The organism is Protofrankia sp. Cas8, assembly GCF_963555845.1.
Classification (GTDB): domain Bacteria; phylum Actinomycetota; class Actinomycetes; order Frankiales; family Frankiaceae; genus Protofrankia.
In genome coordinates this window covers 12,991-17,973 of record NZ_CAUVXI010000107.1, presented here as the reverse complement: position 1 = coordinate 17,973, position 4,983 = coordinate 12,991, and the positions used below count along the sequence as shown (strand labels likewise).

The 4,983-nt window shown below is 68.9% G+C and carries 4 protein-coding genes and 1 pseudogene; 4 read left to right on the top strand and 1 reads right to left on the bottom strand.

The window, feature by feature from the left end; genetic code table 11:
* A pseudogene (locus U9977_RS15965) lies at positions 1–429 on the bottom strand (polyphosphate kinase 2); the annotation flags it as partial.
* Between the two features lie 224 nt (positions 430–653).
* Between U9977_RS15965 and U9977_RS15960 the strand changes: the two are divergent.
* The 4 genes from U9977_RS15960 to U9977_RS15945 all read left to right on the top strand — a co-directional run.
* On the top strand, positions 654–2,258 hold the full coding sequence (locus U9977_RS15960) for a hydantoinase B/oxoprolinase family protein (RefSeq protein WP_322750058.1): 1,605 nt from the start codon (positions 654–656) through the stop codon (positions 2,256–2,258).
* Positions 2,259–2,557: 299 nt separating this feature from the next.
* On the top strand, positions 2,558–3,244 hold the full coding sequence (locus tag U9977_RS15955; RefSeq protein ID WP_322750057.1) for a hypothetical protein: 687 nt from the start codon (positions 2,558–2,560) through the stop codon (positions 3,242–3,244).
* A 151-nt stretch (positions 3,245–3,395) separates the two neighbouring features.
* A complete protein-coding gene (locus tag U9977_RS15950; RefSeq protein ID WP_322750056.1) occupies positions 3,396–4,796 on the top strand; it encodes a hypothetical protein in 1,401 nt (466 codons plus the stop codon).
* A 21-nt stretch (positions 4,797–4,817) separates the two neighbouring features.
* Positions 4,818–4,983, top strand: a 166-nt coding sequence (locus U9977_RS15945; protein WP_416210646.1) for a sugar phosphate nucleotidyltransferase, incomplete at its 3' end; no start/stop codon positions are given.

Below are 4,983 nucleotides of genomic sequence, written 5' to 3'. Positions count from 1 at the left end.
CAGGAAATCCTCGTACTCCTCGTCGGTGCAGAATCCCATGACCCGTTCGACGCCCGCCCGATTGTACCAGCTCCGGTCGAAAAACACTATTTCACCCGCCGCCGGCAAATGTTGGATATATCGTTGAAAATACCACTGCGTCCGTTCGCGTTCGGTTGGCGTGCCGAGAGCGACGACCCGGCAGTGCCGGGCGTTGAGTTTCTCAGTGACGCGTTTGATCGTCCCGCCCTTGCCCGCGGTGTCCCGGCCTTCCATGACCACCACGACCCGTAGGCCCCGATGAACGATCCACTCCTGCATCCGCACGAGTTCGGTCTGCAGGCGAACGAGTTCCTTGTCGTAGAATTCCCTCGAACAGCGCCGGGGAGTCACATGTGCCGACAGCGCAGCCTTCGTGGCCGGATCGGTGCTGTTGCTCAGATCCGCCATGGCCCTCTCCGTTCTATCTGGCCCGGCTGTTGCCCGCGGCCACACCAACCAGCCCACACCGACCAGCCCACACCGGCGGGTTGGTCATCACCCCGGAAGTAATTCCAGGGTGATGACCACTGGTACTCCTGTAATTACCCGAAGCGTATTCTACGGCGTATGCCAGCCTTGGCTGTGGGAGCCGGCGACACCGGACATCCGCCTGCTTTCGAACGGAGGACGGGATGGATCCGGTGACGCTGTCGGTACTGGCCAGCGCCCTTGCCGGTGTCGCCGAGGAGGCCGGGACACTGCTCGTGCGCAGCGCCTACTCGTCCAACATCAAGGAACGCCGGGACTGCTCCGCCGCCCTGTTCGACGCGGCCGGGCGGATGGTCGCCCAGGCCGCCCACGTCCCCGTGCACCTCGGCGCGATGTACGAGTCGGTGCGCGCCGTGGCCGAACGCGGTGCCGTGCCCGGTGACGTGTGGGTGCTCAACGACCCGTTTGCCGGGGGGAACCATCTGCCCGACATCACCCTCGTCTCGCCGCTGGCGGCCGATGGCCAGATCATCGCCTATGCCGCGACCCGCGCGCACCATTCGGACGTGGGTGGGATGCGGCCCGGGTCGATGCCGGCCGACTCGCAGGAGATTTATGCGGAGGGGCTCATCATCCCACCCGTGCGGCTTGTCGCCGACGGTGAGTGGCAGGACGACATCCTTGAGTTGATCTGTGCGAACTCCCGGACCCCCGAGCTGCGGCGTGGCGACCTGCGCGCGCAGGCCGCCGCCAACCGGCTCGCCGGCACCCGGCTGGCCGAACTCGTCGACCGTCGCGGTCTGGCCGTCGTGCTGGAGGCGTTCACCGAGGTGCTGGCCTACGGCGAACGGCGGAGCCGGGCAATGATCGCGAGTCTGCCGGACGGCCGGTACACCGCTGTCGGCGAGGTCGAGGGCGACGGCGTGGGCGACGACGACATCCCGATCCGGGTGACCGCGACGATCGAGGGGGACGGGCTGACCGTCGACTTCGCGGGAACCTCGCCGGCGGTACCGGGCAACGTGAACTGCCCGCGGGCGGTCACCCGGTCGGCCTGTTGTTTCGCGTTGCGGGTGCTGCTGCCCGACGACGTTCCGGCCAACGACGGCACCTACGCTCCGCTCACGGTGCGCACCGAGCCAGGGTCGCTGGTGGACGCGCGCCGGCCGTCAGCGGTGGTCGCCGGCAACGTCGAGACATCCCAGCGGATCGCGGACACGGTGCTCGCGGCCCTGGCCCCGGCCCTCGCCGCCCGGTCACAGACGGCCCAGTCGGGGCCGGTCGGTCTGCCCGCGCAGGGGCAGGGCACGATGAACAATCTGATCATCGGCGGGCGTGGGTGGACGTACTACGAGACGTTGGGCGGTGGCCAGGGCGCCTCCTCTCGCGGACCGGGGCCGTCCGGTGTGCATGTCGGTATGACCAACACCCTGAACACCCCGATCGAGGCGCTGGAGCTGGAATACCCGATGCGGGTTGAACGCTACGAGCTGGACCCGGGCACATCCGGGCCGGGGCGCCATCGCGGTGGCGCCGGGCTGGTGCGGTCGATCCGGGTGCTGGAACCGGCGACCCTGTCGGTGCTCACCGATCGCCGTCGGCATGCACCACAGGGCGCCGCCGGCGGTGGTCCGGGCGCGGTGGGTCGTAACGAGGTGGACGGTGTTGCGCTGGCACCCAAGACAAGTCTTGAGCTGGCCGCCGGCGCGGTCGTCATGATCCGTACCCCCGGCGGTGGTGGGTGGGGGAGCCCGGAGCCGTCGCGTCCACCCGGCGGATCCGGATGGTCCGGACCGACCGCCAGTTGACCAGCATGACGTGGCCGTCAGCGAGGTGCAGCTGCTCGACCTCGCACCTGAACACCGCTTGAGCGATGCGACGGCGTAGCTCTTCGACATTGGTGTCGTCGGGCAGGGGGTAGTCCTCGCCATCGATGGTGATGATCGCTGCCACCGTTTAATGATCGCACGTGTGTTCGATCAAAGCAACGCTGTGGTCCGCGCTTCCGTCGCCTCGGAGCGGAAATGCGCCGATGATCGGGTCTGGGTATGCGCTCGCAGGTGCGGTGCGCGGAGCCGCCCAGGAGTAATGATCATCGGAGGGGTATGTGGGCACCGTCGTGCTGTCGCCGCTGGCGCGATCATTTGACGGCGCGCTGCTGGCTGTGGGCGCGCGGGCGGACGAGGCCGGGCGGGCGGCCGCCTTTGCGGATCTGGCTCGTCGTTACTGCGAGTCTGGTCGCTATTACCATACACTCCGTCACGTCGGCGAGACGCTGACGGCGTTGCAGGTGCTCGTCGCGGCTGATCGGGCCTGGGATCAGCCGACCGGGCGCGCCGGCGTGCTGTCGGCGGTTGCCGGCGGCAGGCTTGCGATCTTCTTCCATGACGCGGTCTATGACACATGTGCGGGCGACAACGAGGCCCGCTCCGGGGAGCTGGCCGTTGCCACGCTGACCGAGCTGGGATGTCCGCGGTCGGTGATCCGGGACGTCGACCGGTTGGTGCGGGCAACGGGGACGCATGTGTCCGCCGAACCCGACGAAGCCATGATCAACGATGCGGACCTGCGGGTGCTCGCCCGTCCGGCGCCTGCGTACGACGTCTACGTCCGCAGAGTACGGCGGGAATACGGCTGGGCCTCCCCGGAGCAGTGGGTCGCCGGCCGGGTGGCCGTCCTGCGTGCGTTGCTCGACTGCCGGGTATATGCGACGCCCTGGGCATTTCACCACTGGGAGCCGGCAGCCCGTGCCAACCTGCGCCGCGAACTGGCCGATCTGCGGCGTGTCCGGTAGGTGAACGGCCTGATTCTTTGTTGTCCGAAACTGGATGCTCCATTGATATATTTGTGGTCCGTATTGCGGACATGGCCAATATATCAACAACTGCGATCATGAATCGGTCGAATGGCTGGCAAACGATGCCACGCTGGCCGACGCTGGGAAGGTGGACGAAACGGATCAGGCAGTGTCCGCCGTGGGCGGCCCGGCGGATGCGGCAAACGACGGTCCATCGATATCGGCCCGGCTCGACGCCTTTGTCGAGCGGCTGCGGATGCTCGGAGCCGTCACCCGGCCGGATGTCGCGCGCGCGTTTGCCACCGTCCGGCGGGACCGCTGCCTGACCGGCTTCTATGACGGTGTGGGGCCCACACCGCGCTACCTCACGGTCTCTCAGGACCACCCACCGTCCGGCGACGTCCTCGACGCGGCCTATGCCGACAGCGCCCTGGTCACCCACATCCCGCAGACGTCCGGGGGCGGGCAGACGTCCGGGGGCACACAGATTTCCGGGGATCAGAACGCGGTGTTGTCGTCGTGTTCCCAGCCGTCGCTGGTCGCCCGCATGATCGAATGGCTGGATGTGGTGCCGGGCATGCGCGTACTGGAGATCGGCGCCGGCACCGGATACAACGCGGCGCTCCTGGCCGTGCTGGGATGCCGGGTGACCTCGGTCGAGGTGTCCCCGCTCGTTGCCACCGAGGCGCGCGCATCGCTGGCACGGCTGGCCGCGGACGGTGTCGACACGTCGCTCGCCACGGTCGTCCACGGCGACGGCTACCAGGGCTGGCCCGACGGTGCACCCTATGACCGGGTGGTCGTCACCTGCGCGGTGAACGGCCTGGCGCCGTCGTGGGTGGAGCAGCTCGGCCCCCGGGGGGGAATTCTCGCTCCGATGCGTCACGGCGGCCTCTCACCGATCATTCTGGTGACGACCGGCGCGGCGGACGCGGCTGCCGGCACCGACGCGCCTGCCGGCACCGACGCGCCTGCCGGCACCGACGCGCCTGCCGGCACCGACGCGCCTGCCGGCACCGACGCGGCCGCTGGCGCGATGCATGGCCGGGGCCTGGCACCGGCCGGATTCCTGCCGGTCACCGGACCTCTCGGTTGGTACGGCCCGTCCTCGGTGCCGCCGTTCGTCCGTTCGACCGCGGCGCCCGTCACCCGGCACCGGGTGTTGCCCGCGGACCTGCATCCGCACGATCTGGCGGACCTGTGCTTCGCCGCGGCGTGCCTGGACGAACGGGTGACCCGGGTACACGTCGCCGGGGCGCCCGAGGAGTGGGGCGGCTGCGGCGTCTTCGACCCGGACACCGGATCCGCGGCGCTGTTCACCCACGACGAGGTGATCCTCGCCGGGGACCCGGTCGCCCTCGACACCGCGATCGCGCTCATCGACGCCTGGGAGCGTCTCGGCCGCCCGAAAGTCGCGGACTGGACGTGCCGGTTCGCTCTGTCCGGTCCGCCGGACACTCCGATCCTGCTCGCCGTGGACTGGGTCTGCACCGCGCCGATTGGAATCACGCAGACGGGAACCACACCGGCTGGAACCGCGCCGCGATGACCCGCAGGCCGTCCTACAGCTATGGTTTCGCCCATGTCAGTAACGAAGGCGGTGATTCCGGCTGCGGGGCTGGGCACCCGGTTCCTGCCCGTGACCAAGTCCCTTCCCAAGGAGATGCTGCCGGTCGTCGATCGGCCGGCTATCGAGTATGTGGTGGAGGAGGCCTCGCGCGCCGGCCTACGAGATG

Excerpts from the sequence above, each read along its gene's own strand:
- U9977_RS15960 (WP_322750058.1), top strand. The coding sequence starts at position 654 with ATGGATCCGGTGACGCTGTCGGTACTGGCCAGCGCCCTTGCCGGTGTC.